The 21876-nt window shown below is 47.1% G+C and carries 7 protein-coding genes; all 7 read right to left on the bottom strand.

Features of this window, described 5'->3' with window-relative positions:
* Positions 1–35 precede the first annotated feature (35 nt).
* From CLV42_RS13910 to CLV42_RS13880, 7 genes are read right to left on the bottom strand one after another with little or no spacing between them, the layout of a single operon-like run.
* Entirely contained in the window at positions 36–1043 is a 1008-nt protein-coding gene (locus CLV42_RS13910) for a PorP/SprF family type IX secretion system membrane protein (RefSeq protein WP_106602532.1), read from the bottom strand.
* A 24-nt stretch (positions 1044–1067) separates the two neighbouring features.
* Positions 1068–5240, bottom strand: a complete 4173-nt coding sequence (locus CLV42_RS13905; protein WP_106602531.1) for a PKD domain-containing protein — start codon at positions 5238–5240, stop codon at positions 1068–1070.
* Between the two features lie 16 nt (positions 5241–5256).
* Positions 5257–14190 (bottom strand): Ig-like domain-containing protein, encoded by an 8934-nt coding sequence (locus tag CLV42_RS13900; protein ID WP_106602530.1) that lies wholly within the window; start codon positions 14188–14190, stop codon positions 5257–5259.
* Positions 14191–14241: 51 nt separating this feature from the next.
* Positions 14242–15522, bottom strand: coding sequence for a DUF4302 domain-containing protein (locus tag CLV42_RS13895; RefSeq protein WP_106602529.1), 1281 nt, complete (start codon positions 15520–15522; stop codon positions 14242–14244).
* A gap of 33 nt (positions 15523–15555) precedes the next feature.
* The gene (locus CLV42_RS13890) at positions 15556–16467 is read right to left on the bottom strand and encodes a zinc-binding metallopeptidase (protein ID WP_106602528.1); all 912 of its coding nucleotides are present in this window, start codon (positions 16465–16467) and stop codon (positions 15556–15558) included.
* A 30-nt stretch (positions 16468–16497) separates the two neighbouring features.
* Positions 16498–17952: a RagB/SusD family nutrient uptake outer membrane protein gene (locus CLV42_RS13885; protein WP_106602527.1), complete on the bottom strand. Its 1455-nt coding sequence runs from the start codon at positions 17950–17952 to the stop codon at positions 16498–16500.
* Between the two features lie 12 nt (positions 17953–17964).
* A complete protein-coding gene (locus CLV42_RS13880; protein ID WP_106602526.1) occupies positions 17965–21621 on the bottom strand; it encodes a SusC/RagA family TonB-linked outer membrane protein in 3657 nt (1218 codons plus the stop codon).
* Positions 21622–21876 lie beyond the last annotated feature (255 nt).

The following is a 21876-nucleotide window of genomic DNA, read 5'->3' as shown; positions in this document are numbered from 1 at the left end:
TTTCTTTTAATACGTTTGATGGATGAAGGTGCATGTTAGAGACGCGGACAAACAAACTCCACTTCCTGAGATCTGAAAAGCTTTCTGCCAATGAAGGTGAGCGACAGTTCAAAACTGTTGGAACCCCTGGCTATCTTGCTCAGCTCAGATGTATTGATATCATAGCTTACGCCAAGCGTAAAATTCTTGTAGGTAAAACCTGCATGTGTGGATACCGCATCCTTGAACCGGTAGTTCACACCTAGCAATACATCCGTGATGGGATTTACAAACAGCTGGCCATAGGCACCTGCCATTTTCTCTTCTGCATTTCCCTGTCTCAGGTACAGCAGGTTAGGCGTTACACTGATCACATCAGTGATGGCCAGCTTCACCCCTGCATGGCCAGTAAAGCGCATGGGGAAACGGGCATCGCCGGTCTTGCTGAACTGGTCGGTAGGACGTGTAAGATGTGATACGGAGAAACCGCCAAAGATGTTATACTTCTTTCCTGGCTCGGCATCGTAATACAATACACCAGCGCCTGCATCAAATGAGGTGGATGATGTTCTGCTGAAAGCATCTCCACTGGGCGTGCCGGGATTGTAACCGGTAATAGGATTCCATTGATCGCCAAAGGTGAGTTTGGATGCATCGAACTTACGCTGGATCATACCAAACTGTAGACCGAACACGATCCTGTGTGTACCAGCAGCACCCAAACGTACACCAGTATAGGAAGCGCTTCCATAAGCGGTGGTATAGTTATACCCACCATCGCCTGCTTTCTGGTTCAGTACACTGGCGCCAAAGTTGAACTGTTTGTTAGTGGTAAAATCAGCTGCTACGCCATAGGTGGAGAACGGATCACTGATGTTTCCCCATTGATTACGATAGATGGCGGATATGCGATATTGGCCATCAAATGCACCGGTTAACGCCGGGTTAAGCCATGACGGATACACATAATACTGGGAGAAATGCGGATCGGTCTGCGCTTTTGCTGTATTGCCTGCAAAGATCAGAAAGGGCAATACCAGGATGATAGATAGTATATTTCTCATTTTGGTCGATATTTTTAGAAGTTGTTAAAGTAAAATGACTACATACCCTGTCAGTGGTGCAAATCCATTCTTTAGTTTTATGATATAGTAGTACGTAGCCTGTGGTAATAAGTGTCCTTTGTAAGTACCATCCCATGGCGTCTTATAGCCCTCTGAGTAGTACACACGTTGTCCGTAGCGGTTGAACACTTCTACCGTGCAATCCGCATATTCAGACAGGTTGGTCAGCTCCCATCTGTCATTTATCTGGTCACCATTCGGAGAAAAAACATTAGGTATTGTTACGTGTTTGAATACTTTCACCGACAGTTCATCTGTCGCTATACAACCGCCGTCTCCAATAGCTGTCAGCGTATATACCTGGTCTTCCATAGGCTGCAGCGTTGGTCTCAGCGCTCCAGGATCAGACAGGCCATTGGGTGGCGACCAGTGGAATTTAAGCACTGTAGAATCGTTGGCAGTAGCATTGAATGTTACCGGCGTACCTTGTGGCACGATGAAGGACCGCCCTGCATCTATTACCGGCTGCAGATATACCACTACGTTGCTGGTGAATGGTTCAGATACACAGCCTGCTCCATTGGTTACGACCAGCTGCACGGGATAGTTACCCGGCTGACTGTAACGCTTCACCGGATTCTTGTCTGTTGCTCCACTACCATCACCGAACGTCCATGCCCATGAAACGATATTGTTACCAGCATCTACACTTCTGTCTGTAAAGATGTTGTCAGCACCCTGGCACAGTGTATCCGGTGCAACAGAGAAGTCGGCCGTCGGCTGAGAGAAGAAGCTACTCAGCACTTTTTCTTTGCTGGAGGTACAACCATATACTGAAGTTGTAATCAGCGATACTGTGTAGCTGCCTGCAGCCCTGTAATTATGAACCGGAGACGCTGTTGTTGATACGCCGCCATCACCGAAAGTCCACTGATAGGTCAGCCCGGCATTATCAGGAATAGCAGATTGGTTCGTGAAGCTGGCAGTGCCATCAGGTATACATATGCTGCCTGGCAATGCAAAGTCTGTAACCGGCAATGCATGCACCGCAATCGTCCGGGAGGCTGTGTCACTGATACAGCCGTTATTACTTACTGTTACCAGTTTTACATTGTATGTATTCCAGGCGGTGTAAGTTTTATCGAAAGGAGTATTGTTTGTATGTGTTTCGTCGTTACCATCTCCGAAAGACCATTTCCAGCTTGTAATGTTACCTGTACTGATGGTTGACTGATCTGCAAAATTCACCGTCTCTCCTAAACAGATACTCTCATTGGCAGTGAAAGCAGGTTGTGGTTTCGGATGTACGGTAATGGCAGCAGATACAGAATCGATACAACCACCCTTTGTAGTGAATACATACCAGAGGGTATGGGTGCCTGGTCCGGCAGTCATCGGGTCAAACATACCGTCGGGAGATACGCCCGGGCCTTTATAAGCCCCGGTACCTGTAACGCCATTTGTTACACTGCCTTTTGCTACTGATATGATCCGCTTGTCGTTCACACACACTGCCGGCAAAGCAGTGAATGCTAAACGGGGCTTCAGGTTAAAAGTAGCAGACACGGTTGTGTCTTTGGTACATCCCTGCGCAGTGGTAACAGTATACTTGATATCATAAGTACCGAAGTTGGTATAGTTGTGCTGTGGATTGGCTACAGCCGAAGTGTTAGGATTTGTGGGCGTCGCATTGGCATCTCCGAAGTTCCAGGCATACGTAGTGATGGCCTGTCCATCGGGTACAGTGGTTGAACTGGTGAACTGTACAAGACCATTTGCATCCAGGCAGCTGGCCGGATAAGTGAAGCCTAACACCGGTTTTGCATTGACCTGTATCTGTTTCTTCACGGTATCACTCACACACAGGTCACTGATCTTTACAACATGCGATACTGTATATGTGCCGAATTTGGAATAGTGAGCTGTTTGCGCTGTTCCCTTATCCAGAGATGCTGTAGTATCGTTGCCAAAGTTCCAGTACCAGTTCTTCATCGGCGCCGTACCACCATAAGTAGCCTGATCTGTCAGATTAACACTGCCACCTTCACAAAGTGCAGCAGGTGCCGTTGTAAAGTCAGCTACCGGTTTAGCTACAACCGTCACCGGAATGGTCGTATCAGCCAGACATCCTTCCTTGGAGATCACACTCAGTTTAATATTCTGTTGTCCCACAGGGAACCTGCGTTTCACCAATGCGCCACTGTCCTGCACAGCTCCCGGGAAGAGCCATTTCCAGCGGTCGATATCATACCCATTGCCGCTGCTATCACCTTTGAAGTAAACCGTATCCATTGTACAACCTGTAAAATCAATTTTGAAGGAGGCTGTCGGCTTACGCTTTACATCTACAGTGATCTTTACTTCTTCTTTGTGATCGCATTTTTCAATACTCGGATGTGTATTGGTAATGGGTATCTCGTAAGTACCGATGGTACTGAAGAGATAAGTACCCGGTAAAGTATATTTATAGTACGGCACGCCATTCACCAGTTCTTCGCCGGTAGGCTGAGGATTGGTGAGCGATACATCTGCATTGGGGGTGATCTGGTTTCCCAGCTTGCTGATGTTCCATTGCATGGCTGTCGGCTTGTATGCCAGGAGCACCGACAGTTCTACAGGTGTCTGTGTACAGGTATATGCATTTTTATAAGAGGAGGTGTCCTGTTCATTGTGAATCACACCTATTACGTTCAGGTTATTAATAAGCGTGCCCGCATTATATCCATAGCTTTCCACAGAACCTAAACCATAAGTAACAGCTGTGAATGCAGAATCACTTTGTACTATAGCCTGTGCCTGGTTGGAATTCCATCTTTTTACGACTACAGAATAACCCGGTTTGTTTGGATGCGGGGTAGTAAAGGTCCAGGCATTAGCCTGACCATCAATTTTCAGTGTTTCCATTCCTTTTGTGGGAATGATCAGGGTAAGATAATTCACCCGGATATTCTCCCTGTTATTCCTGTAAAATCCTATCCTCTTAATAGATTGTTCAACAGGGCTGAGGTAGATCATTTCCGGATCACCATCGCCGCCCGTATTAGGACAGGCGCCGGTGGATGCCATATATTGGGCAACAAGAACTGGTTTATCTGATTCTATATAGTCTGGTGTACTACTTTCAAATTCGTAGTATGCATTACTTTGGAGCCCCGTTAGCTGCACACCATTGCGCTTCACGATCGTAGTCGGATCTTTCACCACCACTTTATATGGATTGGTCATAAAACTACCGGCCACATTATCCGTAGAAGTAGGTGCGGTGAGATAACGTTTTCCCCATGCCTGGGAAGGAAAGACCTGCTGTATATTGTTATCGCCACTGGAGCCGAAATTACCCACACAGGCGATAGTAGTTCGACTGCTACCAGAGAATACCGCTATAGGGAAACAGGTGTCATTTGCATTAGCGATAGACTTTACGGTGGTACCCGTCATCTCGTAACCGGAACTACCTCCTAAGGAGGCGCCTATCACCTGGTAGATCTCTCCTTTATTCAGTGTAACTGTGAAAGGCACACCGGGCAGCTTGCCATTACGGGTTGGTACAGATGGTGTGATCTCTACCCGGGTATTATTGTCTTTCGCTACTACAAACATCCAGGAGAAGCAGTCAAAATCATAGTCCTGCTGGCTGTTCAGCGATACATAATAATATCCCCAGGTGTCTTCCGGCATCAGCATCGTTGCGCCTGAAGAGGCAGATCCATATATGTGCGCATATGCTACGATAGGTACATCGCTCACGATATGGATCCCTTTTTTGGTAAAGAGTCCCTCTCCTCCTGTACCACCGAATGTAGGTGGTACTGAATACAACCTGGCATCGAAGGTGCCCGTTTTGGGAATCTGGTCTGTAGCAATAACAGTGTTGGCAGGAATGCTGTAGGTTCTTGTCCAGGTAGTGCCATCTATAGTCACCGTTACATTGGCCGGTTCCTCTGCACTCAGGTACAATACCATTTCCTGTGAGTTGCCCCTGTTAGGCTCCATAAACTGGTGGTGGCCATATCCAACCCAGAAGCTTTTACCTTTGTTGGATAAGTTCTGACCATGGGTTTGCAAACAAGTCAGCAGCATTAACAGGATAGTTGTCAGACTGCCGAACAATTTCCTGCTGCCAGTGCCCCCGCCATAAGGCGGAGAGCAATAGCAAGCAAAGAATCGTCTGATTGAAAGTAACGTCCATTTCTCCATAAAACCATTTTTAGTATTACCTCAAGAGGTTGAGCGTACCCTTTCTGTCTACCTGGGTACCATCAGCCAATTTCAGTTTGCAGATGTAGATGTATACGCCGGAAGGCTGTGCCTTGCCTTTGTAACTACCATCCCATCCGAGGTGCTGACTGTTGGATTCGAATATCTTCTCACCCCACTGGTTGAATACCATGAAATGGATCTCTCTTACCACTGCACCATATACCTGCCATACATCATTCAATCCATCTCCGTTTGGTGAGAAGCCTGAAGGGATATAAACGCCATCAGGTAATGTTTTACCAGTAACCGCCTGGGATACTTTATCCTCACAACCGGTAGCCTTCACCAGCAGTGTTACCGACTGCTGTGGTTTAAGGCCTTTTATTACATGTTCCAGTCCCTGCGCGCCGGAAGAAGGTGTGATCCAGGTAGCGCCATTATCGAGCGATACCAGGTAGCCTGCGGCTCCGCTGATCTCATTCCAGGTAAAACGGATCAGGTCTACGCCTACTGAATCTGCTTTGAGCACCGGTGTTCCCAGCTGCGGCAATACCAGCAATACTGCAGGTGTACGGGCCATACCGGCACAACCACCTTTTGTTGTTTCTACATAGTATACCGCCGGACTTGTTGCATCTTTTATTTCAAGTGTTGCACCAGCCTTGATCAATGCACCGCCCGTAGCTGCGTTGTACCAGTTGTACGAGGCATTCGCATCAGGGTTCTTTACTGAGAAGGTGGCATCTGTATGTGCACAGATCCTCAGCGTATCGGCATTAAGCGCAGCCGCTACCGGTTCGTTTACTTCTATTGTTTTCACGGTATCGCCTACACAACCATCTTTTGTGATCACCTTCAGTTCTTCGGTATAGCTACCAGCCGCCGCGTACTGTTTGGTCACACTACGGGTATTGGCAGTACCACCATCACCGAACTTCCATTCCCATTTACTGATCGCTGCATTATTCTCAGTCACTGCTGTTCCGTTGAATACAGCGATGTCACTGATACAGCCATTGTAGCTGACAGAGAAGTCAACCAATGGTGCAGCGATCACTTTTACGCTCAGGTAAGTAGTGATACTGTTGTCACAGCTGGTAATGTCAGGATTGGTCACTTTTACCGGGATCTGGTAAGTACCAGGGGTTGTGAACGTATAGTCTGTCGCGATCTCATACTTGTAATAAGTCTGACCATCGATCAACAGCGTGTCTACAGGTACCGGGTTGTTTGTTACTACATCTGCAGCAGGCTGCAGGTTGCTTACCTGGCTCAGTTGCCATGTCAGCGTAGCTGGCACGATTGGCAGCAGGGCCGTGAGGCGGAACGGAGTCTTAGCACAGGTATAAGTGCTCTTATTACCTGTTCCGTTATTTATGTTGGTGATAGCAGGCTGCACATTCAGGTTCCTGATCTGCATACCCACGTTATGCGCATAACTTACGTCAGTACCAAAACCGTAGGTAATAGCGGTAAAGGCTGAGTCACTCTTTATCGTGCTCAATGCATCACCAGCATCCCAGCGTCTTACTATCACTACATAGTTTGGTCTGTTCGGATGATTATAAGCATAGCTGAACGCGTTACTACCATCTATCAGGAGGGAGTTCAGACCTTGTTTATGAATCACCAGGGTAACGAAATTATAGTTTACCCCTGCTTCATTGTTGCGGTAGAAAGTAGCCTTCTTCACTGCCTGCTCTACCGGTGTGAGGTATACCATGTCTACGTCGCCACCCGGTGCATTGTTGCAGGAGCCGTCGATGGTGAAGTATTGTGCCACCGTTACTGGTTTATCGGCCACGATATAATCAGCCGTCTTACTTTCAAATTCATAATAGCTGTTATTGATCAGACCTGTCAGCGGTGTATTGTTCCTGGTCACTATGGTAGCAGGATCTTTCACCAGTACACGGTAGATATTGGTCATGAGGCGTATCGGGTCAGCCATACCTGAGGATGGTGCGGTCATGAAGGACTTACCCCATGATTGTGTTGGCTGGTTCTGTTGTACCACGTTATCGCCGTCAGAGCCAAATCCACCTGTACCACCGCAACTGAAGGCAGTATAGCTGTTACCAGAGAATACGGCTACCGGGTAACACTTGCCATTCGCATTCTGTATGGAGCGTACGATACTACCAGAGAGGTCATTACCTTCATCCTGGTCTTTCATTGCGCCTAATACCTGGTACACTTCACCTCTGTTCAGTGTTACAGTGAACGGCTGACCAGCTGCATGTCCACCAATAGTTGCCTGTGATGGTGTGATCTCTACTACGGTACTGTCATTATCTGCAATGATATAGAACCATGAGAAGGAATTAGCATCTCCCAGCTGGCGGGCCGACATCGGGCGGTATTCATAACCGTAAGTACCCACCGGCATCAGCAATGTGGCGCCCGCTGTTTGTGATCCATATTGATGTGCATATGCTGTAATCGGTGCATCACTCTCGATACTGATGCCGAAAGGATATAAACCTTCACCTGTCAGACGAGCATCACTCAGTCCTGATTTAGGGATCATATCGGTAGTCAGGTAAGTGTTGGCAGGCACCGTGTAATCTTTACCCCAGGCTGTGCCATTTACTTTCACTACTACATGTGCATCTGTTTGTCCGGCTACCAGGTAGAGGGCCAGGTTCTGGTTGTTGTTGGTCATGAAAGACCTGTTGTGACCATACCCTACCCAGAAACGGGTGCCTGTATTAGAAGTATCTGCACCGGCAGGACCTTCATGTTCAAATATCAGTTTACCTCTTAAGCCAGTGAATTTGTCTAGATATTGGAGGGCGGTATCAGCAATGATATTCTTCGCTACATCTACTGTACTGCTGTCATTGATGATCCAGGTGTTGGCAGCATCTGTTCTACCCAGGCGGATATTCTTTTCCCTGTCAAGGTACCCCAGCCAGGAATCTACATAGAACTGTTCCAGGTTGAATTTATAGGCGCCCCCACCGGTTACATCCACATCTGTATAGAAGTACATGAATTGTGTACCCGGCGCCAGATTTGGCGGTACTACACCAGAGTAACGTTTCAGGGTGATGCCTGTTGGTACGGCGGTATTAGGATCCCAGGTGATCTTCGCTACGGTATCGGAACCATAGAGGAACTGCTGGGTAATACCAGGAGCCGGTGTTGCAGGTATCGCCTGCAGGACAGTCGGCTGTGCCGTTGGCAGGAATTCATAGGCACCCATGTCAGGCACACCAGCTGTTAAGGTAACTGGTCTGGATTGTTTGTTGATATCATGATCATTACCTGGTATCTGTACACCACGACCATGGATAGCCCAGACATCCGGGTTGGTCAGTTCAGGTTCCAGTGTGGTCGTATTGGCAAAGGCAGGTTTATATACAATGGAACTGATATCCAGGTCGGAAGCGGCAATCCAGTCTGTCAGGTTATCGTAATCATCATTTGTACCACTTCTTGAAATCAGTACCGGACCTGTTGTATAATACGTATTATAGTCGCTGTTGATAAAGTCACTAAACACTATTTCTGCTGCTACGCCACCACCTTCATTAGAGAAGATATTGTTGCGCAGTTTCACGTTGCCTTCAGTCGCATTTGTATGAGAGAAGTATCCCGCTACGTTTGCACCTACGGCTGTAGAAGCGTTGTATACAGAGTTATTATAGTAGTTGATGTTATTACCCTGGTTGCTGTGCAGGCCATAGGCTACCGGGCCGGTCGTCTTCACACTGATCACGTTGTTTACCGTGGTATTGTAAGTCGCACCGTCGTTCGCAAATCCCCAGATCATACCGGTATTGCCTGTTACTGCTACTATTCTGTTTGCCTCTATTAATCCGGTAGCTGCAGCTGAACCCTGACAGTCCCTGAGGGCGATGCCCCATATGTTACCACTGGTGTTGCTGATCGTAACGGTGTTGTTAGTTACCCTGTAAGCGGTGTCACCATGAGTCAAAACAATACCGTATGCAGCAGCGGCCAGCGGATCTTTTATCTCAACTTCGTTCTTTGTTACTACCGGGCGGGTTACGTTATTGACATTGATACCGCTTGTATAGCTGCCGCTTACCTTGTTGCTATCTATCAACAAGCCATGCACCTGCTCTACATCCGAAGGACCGGAGAAGTGGATACCGCTGGCACCATTCTTAATGGTGTTGCCAACGATCGTGATATTACCACCTTTGAAATCTTCCGCGAATACACCTACTGTATTAGTATTGTCTACTGTTACTGCAGGCATATTGATCGTATTGTTCAGGAGGCTGTCTTTGATAGCATTACCATCAAATACGACTGCACGTCCGTTGGTAGCATTGCTGGCAGTGATAGTGATATTCTTATAGGTTATATAGCTGGCGCTGTCGAGCTTCAGTACATAGTTATTAGCCGTGGTACCTGCAAAGGTCAGTGTAACGGAAGCAGGGTTACCGTTCTGGCTGCGGAAGGTTACACGACTGGTATCTGATGCACCAGGGATCCTGTGCATATATACCTGTTCAGTATAAGTGCCTGGCACTACATCAAAGATCACTTCACCGGCAATACCACATTCCATAGCAGCTACGGCCGATTTGAATGAAGTGAAGTTCCTGCTGCCTGTACCAGTTGGGTTAATGGTATAGATGCCTTTGATAAGTGGCTGGTTCATATTTACCGAAGTGGCCACAGACCATGCTGTATCTGTATTGCTACATACCAGCTGACAACGGAAGTAATTGTTAGCACCCAGTTCTGTTTTCAGTGCCGGGATGTATGCGGTATCACTGATATATACCCAGGGACCAGCAGCGGAGTAAGATGCCTGCCACTGATAAGTGAGCTTGCCGGCTGTAGCATTATCCACCAGATCGAGCGAGATCATTGTACCCATACAGATACCGGAAGAAGGATTGACCACTGCCTTACCTGCGTTGATAGGCGTCTGGCAAAGCGGCATGCTTATTTCATAAGCGCCCACGTCTGGCGTAGTAGCACTTCTTGGCTTGCCCAGGATGTCAATAGCAATACCTTCCGGCGTACCTGTGTTATCCATCTTGTAGAATAACGGAGACAGGTTGCCACCGGCCAGGTCTGTATAGATAGGATCATAGTCTGTTGCGGAAGTATCCTGCTGTGTAGCAGTCTTCCAGTCAGCCAATGTCTTGCGGTCTCCGTTAAAGTAGCCGGTATAGTTTTCCGTACCGCTGGCTTTCACGAAGTAGTTATTATTCTGATGGGAAACAGTTCCACCATTGATCTCTATTGCGTGTTTTGGGGCTGTTCCTGTACTGGTTACAGTGATATTATTGTTGGTGAATTTCACATTATCGCTAAAGTTGATATAGGCGCCTTTGGACTCCTCCCATGTCAGATCACTTCCTGCACGGTCTACAGATACCGTATTGTGAGTAATAACTATATTGGCAGTCCATGCCACATAAATACCGTAACGGCTACTAGTGCTGTTCAGGTTGTAGATGATGTTGTTCACAACGGTATCCGGCTTCATATCGTCGATGGATAGATTATCCAGTGAAATACCATAGTAAGTATAATCATTTGCCTGTGGCGTAGCATTGGCGATCTTATTACGGGCAATGGTAGCTGCGTCAGCACGTCCACCCAGCGAGATACCATATACGCTCCAGTCGTTATCCTGACGGGTCGGACGGTCGATGGTATTCTCCACTATCTGGTTGCCGGTGCTATATCTTAGTCTGATACCGGCGCTGTAGTAGTCCAGTACCTTATTGCCGGCAACTATATTGTTCTTTGTTATACCGTTGTTGATGCCTGCCAGCGCGATACCATAATATCCACCGGAAATTTTATTCTTACTGAATACGTTGGCGTCACACCAGTTGTTACCTGTTGAGTTATCTGCATCCTGATCAGAAGAACTAACGACGATACCATTGTATTGCGCATTTGTCGCATCCGCTTTTACAATGATCTCACACCTTGTAATGGTATTGCTGTCGGCATGGTTGAACAGCTGTACGCCATAACCATAAGCACCTGTACCTGTCGCATCTATCCGCAGACTGTCGAAGGTGATATGATCTGCCTTACGCAGTTTGATCACGGCTCTTTCAGCTGTATTGTCACCACTGAAATGAATGGTGTTGCCATTACCTCTGAAAGTGATCGTATTGATAGCGGAAGTACCCGGTATAGAATCCAGTACCAGCTGTTCTTCATAAGTGGAACGCCCTGCAACGACCTCAAAGATCACCGGACCGGATATACCACAAAGCATGGCCTCTTTGGCCGCATTAAAGCTCACGAAGTTGGTAGGGCTGGCCGGGGTATTTTTGTCGATCGTATAAGTATTGCCTGGCAATGCGTTATTCACTGTCAGCAACACCGGTGCCGAATAACTGGTGCTGACCCCGCAGGTCAGTGCAGCCCTGTAGTATAGCGTGCTTGTTGCCGTGATTGTACTATCCGCATATTCTGATGGCGAGCCCATGTTTGTATATGGACCAGCCGCAGTAGTAGAATATTGCCACTGGTAGGTTTGCGACATACCCATTGTGTTGCCTGACAGACTCAATATCACCTGGTTACCGGCACACACTACCGGCCTGCTCACCTGTGCGTTACCTCCCGTAGGTGGCGTTACGCACGGAGGAGGCGTGAACTCATAGGCTCCCAGGTCAGGAGCACTTACATTGCGGGATGCATTATTGATATCAATAGCTACATTCACTACCGCACCCCTGTTATTCAACATGGCGCTGGTAGCGGAATAGTTAGCACCCGGTATATCCTGGTAGAAAGGATTAACCGCAAAAGAGCTGGCGTCCTGCAGACTGCTTGCCTGCCAGTCACTGAGAGTAGGCAGGTTCTTTTCATAGTAGCCGGTATACTTGTTGGCCGCCAGCGGATTGATAAAGATGTTGTTCTTATCAGAAATGACATCACTTGTAGGATAGGCATTATCAAAGTAGATACCATACTGAGAAATATTCGAAGTACCTGTCAGTGTGATGATATTGTTGATAAACTCCACTCCTGCTGCTGAAGAACTCTGGTTATAACCTGCAATTCTTGAGGAGCTGTTGTTGGTAGTAGAAGTACCATCCATCGAGAGGGTATTGTGATAGATCCTTACATTGCTGGAGCCGTTATTGTAAATAGCGTAACGGGTACCATTACCGTTCAGACCGTAGACCAGGTTGTTGATCACCTCATTTTCCAGACCGGTTATTGCATCCACATTTTCCAGCAGTATACCATAGAAAGCAGATGTGTTGGTCAGTGCAGCCCCAAACGGGTTGCTGATACGGTTCCCATCTATGATCACTTTTGTACTCAGGTCTGAGAGGCCGATCGCTGTGAAAGTGGTTACACTGGAACGCGTTGCCCTGCTAAAGATGTTGTTCTTTATAATGGCATTAAATGCGCCGTGTACATACACTCCTCTGTTATAAAACTCACTGATCTTATTATTCAGTACCTTATTACGCTGATTGGCCACTGTGGAGCTACCTACCAGGGTAATACCGTAATATCCGCCTGTGATGGTGTTATAACTGAAAGTATTGTCATCACAACTGGCAGTTCCCCTTCCCACCGGATCGGTGTCAGAAGCGCTGACCACGATACCGGCATAAGAAGTGGAGGTAAGGGTTTGCTGTATAGGAATAATACAACTATCAATTGTATTAAAGTCTGCATCATTGATCAACTGTACACCGAAGCCCCATTGGGAAGAGGTTGTTCCTTTGGGTACTATCTTCAGGTTATTGAAACTAAAATAATCCGCACCATTCAGTTTGATCACAGCAGATTCTGACTGTTTGGTAGGAAGGTAGGTAATGGTCTGCCCCGCACCATTGAAGGTAATGGTGTTGGTAGCGGAAGCACCACTTACGGGTGTGATGATCAGTTGTTCATCATATATACCGCTGCCTGGCGCCACGTTAAATACTACAGGGCCGTCTATACCACATTTGATATAGTCATAAGCGGCATTGAATGAGGTAAAGTTACCGCCACCGGCAGGAGAATTTTTATCGATGGTAAACCAACCGTGGACGAGGGCCGGACTTACTACCTGCACAGCAGTAGAGTTATCACTGCTACTGCTACCCGTACAGGTTACCACACAACGGTAGTAAGTACTTGAAGTTTGTGTTCTGTTCAGGAAAGCAGTATTAGCACCAGGAATATCTGTCCATGTTGTATTATTTGGAGAAGATTGCCACTGATAGGTTAACCCTGTAGCAGCTGTATTTCCTGTGAGGCTCAGTGCAAAACTGTTCCCTCCGCATACAGTAGTTGCTGATGTAACAGTCGTACCTGCTTCAGGCACACCGGTACATGCAGCAGCGGGTGTATAGTTCAGTATAATGTCAGGCCGGGTAGTCATCGTGCCGGAGTTACCGGTGTTGCCGGTACCACAGAGGTTACCCAAACCATCAGACCTGAATGTATGAGAGCCATTAAAACTCAGACCTGTTGTCCATCTTATACTCGGATTCGATGTAAATCCAGAGCCACCGTTACATACTTCCACCAGCAGATTGTCTGTACCATTCCAGAAGAAGGTCGGCAATACGGCAAAACTATTTACGCCGGTAACCGGCTGGTAGTTCACCGGACCGAATACAGCGTTACCTGAAGGCTCCCATACATTGGCGTCCAGAGACGCCTTTGCTGTAGTAGCGATCTTAATGGTATATCCGTCTATAGCGCCGGTGTTGTTCACATTATTTACAGTAAACTTCACTGCGTTGATGAACCCGGGTTGCATACCTGCAGCTATCATTTCACTGGCTCGGTACAGGTATTGTGCCCTGGAACCTTCATAATAATCCTGTAATGGGCAGGGATATGACGAACTACCATTGGCCCCGCTATTGGACCCGATCGTGATATCTACCTGCGCAGAAAGCCGCAGTACAGATAACAGCAGTATGACCAGGTATAATGAAGCCTTGTATAATACAGAAACAGGCTGATTTTTCATGGCTGTTTGTTTTTAATATTTCTTTCTTGGATGAATGATAGGGTGATGATATTATTGCTGCCAGCTGATCCAGCTGCGGGCATCTTTTACATTCACCATATCATAGGAACTATTGCCTGTCTGCACAAAGTAGAATCCTTCACTTTCCTGGTATTTGGTAACGATAAGACTCATGGTAGCAGCGGCGGCATCGGGAATTTCACCCCAACCTCCGTCGGGATAAGTAAAAGTGGTAGTGCCATTGGATCTGAATGTGGGCTTAAAGGCCGGACCATAGGCATAACCCTCCGGTACAATACCGGCAAAGTCATATCCTTCACCATAATTGGGGTAATAGAACATAAAGCGGAAACCTGCAATACCAGCCACATTATAGGCATCATCTATACCATTAATGTGGAATCCTGTTGTAGAGACCCAGTAAGAACCAGTTGATGCAGCCTGGTTGTACCAGCGCTGCCCGGCAGTTACATCCACCACCATTGGCTTAATCACACCAGTAATGACAGCAGTATTCTCACCCGCTTTCACTGTCATCTTCTGTGCGGATGCATCCCACCTGATATCTGTAAATGAAGAAAAGGTAAGGGCGCCATCACGGAAGGGAGTTTCGAATGCAATACCATTACCGTCGAAAATATAATTGACTGTAATGGTCCTTACTTCATTACCATCAGGGCGTACGAAATTGATCTGGCGATACAGCTTGTCAACATACACATCGTATTTGTTGTTACCCACGGCCATCTGTTTGAAATAAGTAAGGAACCGGGAAATATTGTTGAACTCCCAGTTCCGTTTTTTATCGTAATAATCCTGTGCCTCCTTGGAGGTAGCTTTAACGAGAATGGCCTTACTGCCATTCAGACGTCCTGTAAGTTTTATGGTGTCGCCATAGATACCATCTATAGAAAATTCAAAGTCAGAGAACAATCCTTTTCCATAGTAGCCTTGATTCTTGCTGGCATCGGGATCACATAACACATGGATATAAGAATAAGTGTCAAACAACAGGCAGGGCTGCTGTAGTGATTTCAGGCGGAAACTGCTCTGTCTCACTGTAACGGAAGACAAAGAGTCGAAGTCTGAGAACATATCCACCCTGTTGGTGGTATCAAATTTGAAGTAGAATCCGAATGCCGTGTTAGGCAGGCCGGAAGGATATACAAGCGCCTTCCAGCCATAGGGAGCACCTGTCAACGCATCATTATATGCTGCCAGCGTTTCATTGATCCTGGTGTCCGGAGATTTATCAAAAACATCGTCGTACTTCCGGCAGGAAGCAATTGTAACGATCATCAGTAGAAAATATAATGATAGATTTTTTCTCATAAGGAGTTCGAAATTGATCTGGTTGATAAAGCCTTAGTACAGCAGTTGTACAATAGATTTTCTGGTGTTGTTCTGCAGGCTGTAGAAATCAATGTTGTAAGACGCTTTGAAATAGTTCACCACCATCGCTTCCTTCTGCCTCAGCCTGTCTTTGGCCTGGGCCTGGGAAGAGCCATTTGCACTGTAACCCTCCGGAATGCTGTTCACGATCCTGTCAAAACCTGCCTTTCCTTCTATCAGCATCATAGCGATCATTTCAACAAAGTCTTCACTTTCATTGGACAGGGCATAAGCGGTTACGAAGCCGTCTCTCCGGGCCTCCGCATCAGCGATGTTATTCCAGTTACCGGTGTAATACCCCGCACAGATCTTCTTAAACTCTGGAGGGTACATCTTTGTCTGGTGAAGGATGTGGCCGAATTCATGTTCGATCACATGGAAGATCTGTTTCACATTCCCAGTATCTCTTTTTGTATAGCCGGGCATCTCCTTTGTACGGAAATCATTCAGCAGGTACATCACCACTTTACGGCCGCCTTCTGCAGTACCGAGTGTGATGGTACCATTGTCATTCCAGCTGGCGCTGCCTGACAGGATAAAGAATTTAGGGCTATATTTCTTGAAGAAAACTTCACCTGCTGCATTGATGTAATTATCAATCCATACTTTTTTGATAGCCCTGATAGCAGGCACTACCACTTCTTCTCTGGGCGGCACCAGTGTCTTGGTCACATCAAACTCAAACTGGTCCCATTTGTATTTCACTTCAATATTGTAGGGAACAGTCATGGTATCGTGTAACCAGGCATCTAAAGATCCCGGAACCCAGGTATCGCCACCCAGGCCCGGGATGTCTTGCACACCACTGAGATCATCATCTTCTTTTGTGCAGGCGGCTAATACCACCATTGCAAACAGGAAGAAGAATATTTTTATGTGTTTCATATGTATGCGTTCTTTTTGTAAGGGTTGAGATTATCTGGGATTCAGGGCTATACCGGACGTAGTGGCCGATAAAGGGATCTGCAATACGCGGCGTTTGTCGTTTGCTTCCAGTACCATTCTTTCGCCTTTATCCGTAAAATGGGTGATAGGCGCTTTATAGCGCTGAATGTCAAACCAGCGGTGTCCTTCCTGCACGTACTCAGCCCGTTTGAAGTCGAGGACAGTCTGCAGCAAACCGTTCTTTACATCCTGGATGCCATAGTAATTCCTGATCTTCGTCGTGGTGATACGGTGAGTAGAAACATTATAGTTGGTGATCCGTTTGCTGGCAAAGAGATTCAGATCCGCCAGTGCTTCTGTGTTGTTGCCCAGGTAAGCATTGGCCTCTGCCCTGTTGAACAATACTTCTTCTGTTGTGAACAGCGGCACCATTACATAAGGATCTCCGATGGTCGCATTCACAGATGCCTTTACGAAGTATTCGGTCAGTTTAGGTATTAAGTAATCCCTGGTGCCATAGTAGTACAATGGGTATGCAAAATCACCACCTGTTACATTGCTGCCCAGTATCTGTTGCTCTATGTTGTAGGTCAGACCGTATCTATATATGGCTACATACCGGCCATACGATGATTGTGTTTCCACCAGCAGCAGGTTGGCTTTCTCAGAAGCTTTGGCATAAGTATCCCTGATCACTGCCGGCGTCATTGTTTTATAGGTCGTATTCCATGGGCGCATATTGCTGGCCAGGTCATTATTAGGGAAGGTCTTGTTAGCATATTCCACTACCTTCTGATAATCCTTCTTGAAGAGATAGAACCGGGTAGCGAAAGCATATGCGGCAGACTTATTGAAGTGATAGCGCGGTATAGCATAGTTATCATCACGGATCAGTGGTATACCTGCCAGCAGATCTTTTTCTATCATATCATAAGTGTAAGCCACCGTCTTACGATCATACTGTTTCATCACTACTTTCTCGGGTTCCGTTACATAAGGGATGCCCGGATCATTGGAAGCAGTTTCTGCATCGTAGAACTTAGCGAAGAAGGTCACCAGCATAAAGTGAGCATAAGCCCTGGCCACCAGCGCCTCTCCTTTCTGTGCGGAGTAACGGCTTGTATCGGCAGCAGCCTCACATGCTTTCAATGCATTATTGGCGGCGGCGATAGCGGTATAACATGCCTGCCAGTAGTACTCAGGAGAATCCTGTTCTGTGGCGGATACATCATTGAAGAAATAAGGATCGAGGTTCGTTCTGTCGATCACACCAGCGCCTTTGTCTTCCACATTATCACTCATGGCTTCTGCAAAGACGATATAGTTGGCCTGGGGATACGCTGTACCCAGCAGCTGTGCTACCTTGGTAGGCGTATCCAGTTCGGTCCAGCTGCTATCCGGAGATTTGTCGAGGTATTTGTTACATCCGGCTATGGTTATCAGACAGCCTCCAATGACTGCTACCCTTGTGAAAAATTTCGTCATAACCATCTTTATTTAGAGACCTACTTTTAGTGATAGAGTAAATTGTTTTTGTATAGGCTGCGCTACACCACCTGTGTTGAAGAACTCAGGGTCCTGACCTCTCAGTTTCTTGTCTGAATAGATCAGCCATGGGTTAATGGCGGCTCCTGTCAGTGTGATGTTGTTGAAGGCAGTTCTTTTCAACAGTGTAGCGGGCATCTGCCAGGTGAGGGATACTGTTTTCAGACGTATCATGTCACCTCTTGCCACCCTGGCGGTAGAATAGTTGTAGTTGTTGTAAGGATACGCGCCTCCCAGCATTACCTGTTCCAATCCGTCGAGAATAGATGGCGTCTGTGTTTCCTTTTCATCTCCCGGCATGATCCAGCGGTCATAGAACTCTTTCGGCATAGCGTCCAGATCAGAATAAGCTGTCTTGAAAGCTGGATACAGGCGAATCTTATTGCCCCACTGGTAGGTCACAAATACGTTCATCGAGAGACCTTTGTAGCGGAAGGTGTTAGAGATACCACCTGTTGCCGGCGGATCAACTGGGCCCTGGTATACCAGGTGAGATGTGTTCAGGTCCTGCAGGAATACATCTTTACTTACATCACCATGCTGGTTCACAAACTGCGGAGCACCTGTGTGAGGGTCAAGCCCTTTATATTCGAGAGAGAAAAGACCTCTTACGGGATAACCTTCCTTGTTACCACCTTCTGCCACCACCAGGTCGAAGATCCTCGGGATGTTCTTGGCATTGGTGATCTTGTTGGTATTGTAACCGAAGGTGACGTTAGCTTTCCAGCCCCAATCCTTTTTCTTGATCACGTCGCCGCCTACCATTACTTCCATCCCTTTTGAATCCATATCTGCATAGTTGGCAGCCTTAAAAGTTTCACCACCGATACCGGAAGTTTTGATGATGCTGATCAGGTCAAAACTCTTACGGCTGTAAACATCGATACTGAAATTCAGACGTCTGTTGAACAGCGTACCATCCAGACCTATATTGGTCGTGTACAGCTTTTCCCAGGTCAGGTCATCGTTCTGCAAATGCGCTATTTTGATCACTGATTCTACTTCATCGAGATGGGTCCTTTTGGTGTTGATGGTCTGGAATACGATGTTGGAATTGGTAGCAGGGCCCATGCTCGCAGTCAGACCGTAACTGGCCCTGAGCGTCAGGTAGTCCACCCACCCCAGGTTCTGAATAAAGTCTTCCTTGTCAGCATTCCAGGAACCAGATATACTCCAGGTGGGGAGCCAGCGGGCGGTGCTGGACCTTCCCAACCTGTTGGAACCATCATAACGGGTAGTACCTGTCAGGTTATATTTGTTGTTGTAGGCATACGTAGCAGTGGCGTAGAAAGCCGCAAAGCGGTCATAATCTTTGCTCATACCATAATAGGGAAAACTGCTCTCGATAGTTTGCTTCAGAATACGATAGTCGGTGAAAGGCACACCACCATTATTATACTGGTATCCGTAACCGGTGTTAGATGAATTCTGGCGGTCTGCATATTTTACCTGCTGTCCTATCATGGCCGTCAGGCTGTGACGATCGCCGATAGTAGCATTATAGTTTAAGCTGTTGCGGAAGTCGAAGTTGATCAGCTGATCTTCTGTACGGTTGTAGAAACCACCATAGGGCAGCACGATCACCGGCAATGCGTCCGGGTTAGCAGGATCGTGGTAGAGGAACTTGTTGTTCTCTGCGATGGTAGCATTGTCGGCAGCACGGTAGGCGTTGGCCATATTACTGTTCTCCGTGATCTGGTGTTCACGGGAGGACTTTACATAACGCAGGGCGCCTACAAATTCATAACGCAGGTTCTTAGCCACTTTCCAGGAGAAGTCGCCCTGAAGACGAAGGTCCATCATACTCAGGTTCAGGTAATTGTTGGCCGATTCATTAATGATGTTAAACGGCGCATAATTCCTTCTGAAATATTCCAGGTTTCCATGCTCGTCGTAAGCTGTTAAAGTACGGCTGGTATTCAGGGCATAGCTGAATGGGTTGATGTCAAAATCACGGTCGTATTGCCCTTCTACAGGGTTGCTGGTACGGCTCAATGCGCCGGGTGCTCTTTGCTGACGTGCAGATCCCAGTACGGAAAAGCCTGTGCTTACCCTGTCGGAGAGTTTGTAGTTGTTACGGAAATTAAGTGTGTAACGGCTTACTTTATCTGCAACGGTCCAACCATTGTCGTGGTAAAAGCTGGTAGAGAAATAGGACTGGCTTTTATCTGTACCGGAAGAAATACTGAGGGAATGTTCCTGGATAAAGCTGGTCTTGAAGAGAATGTCAAACCAGTCTGTATTGGCGGAAGCATATCTCAGCAGGAACTGACGTTTGGCAGCGGGTGTATTCTCCAGCGGGAAATTTCCCTTATCATCCGCATTCAGCCTTTCATACATCTTACCATATACACCAATGTCGCCGCGGGAAAGAATATCGGAAGTGAGCATGCCCTTCCGCTCCAGCTCTGCCAATACTGACATCTGCTGGGCGGAGTTCATGATATTATAATTGCTATAGTTAGGCTTCAACTGTGTACTGTAGTTGCCGCTGTAGGTAACAACCGGTTTAGCGCCGGCACGTCCTTTCTTGGTAGTGATCACCACTACCCCATTCATAGCGCGTGCACCATACAGGGCGGTAGCTGCCGCATCCTTGAGGATGTCGAAGCTTTCAATATCGTTCGGGTTCAGGCCTGCCACCGCAGAACCAAGCAGTGTGGTAGGGTCGCCACTCGTCAGCTGATCGTTGGAGATGTTCACCACATCTTCCAGCACCACGTTATCTACCACCCATAGCGGTTTGTTATCACCATTGATAGAAGTAGCACCACGTACACGGATCTTCGGAGCCGTACCAAATGTGCTGGACACGTTCTGGATAGCCACACCGGCCACACGTCCTTCCAGCATACGGCTTACATCCGGCATACCATCTATTTTGGCTTCATCCATTTTAATGCGGGCGGAGGAACCGGTGAATTTGCTTTTATCAATGTCCTGGAAACCGGTGACCACTACTTCCTGCAGTTTGGTTGTTTTCTCCTGCAGCTGTATGTTAATGACGCCACTCTTATAAGCCGCCACACTTACTTCCAGTTGCTGGTAACCGGTGAAACTAAATACCAGTATAGCATCGGCGGGAACGTTCTTCAGTTCGAAGGCGCCTTTTTCATTTGTAGTGGTGCCCCTGGTAGAGCCTTTGATAACAACGGCTACGCCTGGCAAGGCTTCATTCCTGTGAGACATCACTATCCCTTTTACGTCCTGCGTGCGTTGTGCTACCTGCCGGTCGTTTTCCGGAACGGTGAGGTTGTCGATTTTTTTTTCAACGGGCCGTATTACAATACGGTCGTAAAGAACCGTATAGGAAAGAGACAAAGGATTCAGTAATTTCTTCAGCAGATCACCCACTTTTTCATTGTGTGCGCTGACATCTACTTTGTTGGCCACTATCATCTTGCTGCCAGCATAGATGAAAGATACTTCTGCGAGATTTCCGATTTTGTCCAGTGCTTCTTTTAATAACACATTCTTCAACTCCAGTGATATCTTTTTGTCGAGGGCATCCTGTATTCCTGAAGCCGCTGCCGGCACTGTGATGGCTTGTAACAACACAAGCAATGCAAGCATCATCAGGTGGAGGGATAGGGTCGCCTTTTTGAGCATCGTTATGATTTGATTTTGGTTCAATTCGGGAAATAGCATTCCCATTACCGATCCTTGAGGGACCAGGGCAATAGGGCACCTGCTGCGGTGCAGTGCATGTTTAGTTTACTGAGTTAACTTTATAGGATATAGTTAACCTGATGGCGTTCGTTCCTGGGTCGTCATAATGCGATTTAGTTTGGTTGTGTGCAATATTTATAAAACAAGCTGGCTAGCATACTTTGGGTATGCTCAGTACATTTATACTAATTAAGG

The sequence above is a fragment of the Chitinophaga ginsengisoli genome (assembly GCF_003014595.1).
Lineage (GTDB): Bacteria > Bacteroidota > Bacteroidia > Chitinophagales > Chitinophagaceae > Chitinophaga > Chitinophaga ginsengisoli.
This window is presented reverse-complemented; position numbering and strand designations above follow the sequence as displayed.

Coding starts and splice junctions, on each gene's coding strand:
- CLV42_RS13910 (WP_106602532.1), bottom strand. CDS start 1,043: ATGAGAAATATACTATCTATCATCCTGGTATTGCCCTTTCTGATCTTT.
- CLV42_RS13905 (WP_106602531.1), bottom strand. CDS start 5,240: ATGGAGAAATGGACGTTACTTTCAATCAGACGATTCTTTGCTTGCTAT.
- CLV42_RS13900 (WP_106602530.1), bottom strand. CDS start 14,190: ATGAAAAATCAGCCTGTTTCTGTATTATACAAGGCTTCATTATACCTG.
- CLV42_RS13895 (WP_106602529.1), bottom strand. CDS start 15,522: ATGAGAAAAAATCTATCATTATATTTTCTACTGATGATCGTTACAATT.
- CLV42_RS13890 (WP_106602528.1), bottom strand. CDS start 16,467: ATGAAACACATAAAAATATTCTTCTTCCTGTTTGCAATGGTGGTATTA.
- CLV42_RS13885 (WP_106602527.1), bottom strand. CDS start 17,952: ATGACGAAATTTTTCACAAGGGTAGCAGTCATTGGAGGCTGTCTGATA.
- CLV42_RS13880 (WP_106602526.1), bottom strand. CDS start 21,621: ATGCTCAAAAAGGCGACCCTATCCCTCCACCTGATGATGCTTGCATTG.